The following is a 2,162-nucleotide window of genomic DNA, read 5'->3' as shown; positions in this document are numbered from 1 at the left end:
TAGAACAAAACTGGCCGGCAAAACACCGGTACAATACCGGAATCTTGCCAGCCAGTTAGCTGTATAAAATTATCTCCAATAATTGGGGTTCAGTTCAAGTTCGGGATAGGCGATTTTTCAACTTGATACTCAATTGATACCCGAGTTCTGTCACAGCTTGTTTTTCTAGCTGTTAATTTGTCGTTTTAAAGTCTTCCGTTCATCTTCTGTGACCTTCAGATAATCTTGTTCAAACGCGCCTGATAACGTCGCAATGACGGTTTGCGCCTGTTCAAACTGTTGCTGGTCCTCCTCGGTTTGAATCGCATTATTGCTTAAACTCAGAATACTACGCGTCAACCGCACATACTGCGGTAAATGATCGTATAAAAATTCTGAAACGTTCAAAATTTGTCGCGGTGCGCCCAATAATTCATTAAAAATCAAATTGATGATCCGAATATCTTCCGCGGCAGTTGGACTGTATTCGCCCGCCCGCACTTGCACCTTTTTAAGGTAAGTCAGTTGTTCATAGGATTTCTTAATTTCGCGTTTAAAGAATGAACGTTCCTCATCCGTTAAGCCGCTTTCCTTCAATAACCGATCACTAATCATTAATTGTTTGGTTTGACCGGATTGATTAATCTGTTGGGCAAATTGATTGGTTTGAACGCGGCGCCAGAGGTATAAGCCCCCTTCAAACAAACTCGCGAGCACAAGTACTAATAATAATATTGGTAACACCGTATAATTATCCAGCGCGTCCGTTCGGGGCAGTAACACCAATAAACAGCCCGTCACGATTGGTGTATAAAGCCCCCAAGCGCGCCGCACATTAAATAGCCATTTGCAACACTAAACCGACTAATAAGAATAGCGCAAAGCTCACAGATCGATTGAGCATCAAAACTGCAAGCACAACGATTGTACTGATTTTAAGCAGTTGTGACTGCCGATATTGAATTAAATATTGCATGCTTACTGCCCCCCATTTGGTGCGACTTGGCTGGCAAACACCCCATTTTGGCTGGGGATTTTCTGGAGATTGATTGTTTGCACGTTATCGGCGCCGGTATCCACCATCAATTGTTGATCATTATTAGGATAAAGCACAAATAAAACAGTATATCGCTTATGCTTGCCTGGTTTAACGGTCAGCTCACTTTTGGTATTTAAGAGTGTCCCTTTTTTAAGTTGTTTCGGAATGGCCTCATCGATTGGTGATAGTTCGTTAGGACCGACCTCCAAATGATAATCATAACGACCAGTCGTCCATTTTCGCCCGTTTTTAACAACGCTCATTTCAAACGTCGCTAACAAATAACGCTCAAGTTCATCCGTATCGCTGTATTCAAACTTCGGTAAAGGCGTCGTTAGTATTTGATAGTTTAATAGGGTGATGTGAACCCCCGCATTCTTCATCACAATGGGCTGGTCCGGTTTGTAATCGTACGTTTTAGCCTGAACCGCGTGGCTATTGATCCGCCAACAGCTGAACAACAGCATGAGTAGTAAAACCCCTTTTTTAACCATTCGTCAATTCCTCCAGTTGCTCCGATTGCACGTGAATCACCGCCGAAGTATCTTCATCCTCATCCGGTTGTTGCCCTAGATTATAATAGAAACCTTGATAGGTGATATCAAAAGCATCCGTGGCTGGCTTTTTGAAAATATAATTGAAGGTTTCTGGTCCGTGCGATTGATAACGACTGCTACTAAAACCCTCCGTTAAGACGTTGATGACCGCGCGACTTTCCGTACCATCTTGAATTTGTAAATTATTTTGTTTATAAGATAAATCGCCAAAATCACGACTATCCGCTTCAGCCTTTAAAGTCCATTTCTCGTACAGTTTAAAATAATGACCGGCAATCATGAAATTCGTCTGATTCGTCCGTGGCTGGGCGGTTGCATTCATAATGACCACTGCTTCGTCTTCGGTCGTCGTTGCTTGATACAGATGATGAATCGTCAATTTCATTTGACGCGTTTCAATCATTTGGTCTTTTTGATAATTTAATTTCTGATGGTAATCGCCACCTTCACCGGCCGCTTGATGACTCTTCTTAGTGGTCGTCTTAGGCGTGGATTGAAGTCAATATTTGAGACAGATTTTAAGAGACATTCAGAACCGCGTTTACCTTCCACAGCTCAAATAAATCATTAATCGCGATTAATAACTT

The 2,162-nt window shown here is 42.2% G+C and carries 4 protein-coding genes; all 4 read right to left on the bottom strand.

Translation table 11 applies throughout. The annotated features are described in order from the left end of the window. Positions 1-165: 165 nt before the first annotated feature. Genes LFUMFP_RS09535 through LFUMFP_RS09525 form a run of 4 tightly spaced genes read right to left on the bottom strand, consistent with a single transcriptional unit; the run spans position 166 to position 1,978 of the window. Positions 166-813, bottom strand: a complete 648-nt coding sequence (locus LFUMFP_RS09535) for a 5-bromo-4-chloroindolyl phosphate hydrolysis family protein (RefSeq protein WP_106483556.1) — start codon at positions 811-813, stop codon at positions 166-168. A 1-nt stretch (position 814) separates the two neighbouring features. After that, positions 815-955, bottom strand: coding sequence for a hypothetical protein (locus tag LFUMFP_RS09860; RefSeq protein WP_158697749.1), 141 nt, complete (start codon positions 953-955; stop codon positions 815-817). A gap of 2 nt (positions 956-957) precedes the next feature. Next, positions 958-1,512, bottom strand: coding sequence for a hypothetical protein (locus LFUMFP_RS09530; protein WP_025083084.1), 555 nt, complete (start codon positions 1,510-1,512; stop codon positions 958-960). Then, positions 1,505-1,978 (bottom strand): hypothetical protein, encoded by a 474-nt coding sequence (locus tag LFUMFP_RS09525; RefSeq protein ID WP_106483555.1) that lies wholly within the window; start codon positions 1,976-1,978, stop codon positions 1,505-1,507. Before LFUMFP_RS09525 ends, LFUMFP_RS09530 begins: the two co-directional genes overlap by 8 nt. Between the last annotated feature and the right edge of the window lie 184 nt (positions 1,979-2,162).

Source organism: Latilactobacillus fuchuensis (assembly GCF_900258455.1).
Lineage (GTDB): Bacteria > Bacillota > Bacilli > Lactobacillales > Lactobacillaceae > Latilactobacillus > Latilactobacillus fuchuensis.
Note: the sequence above shows the minus strand (reverse complement) of the source record. Positions and strands in the feature narration are given on the sequence as shown.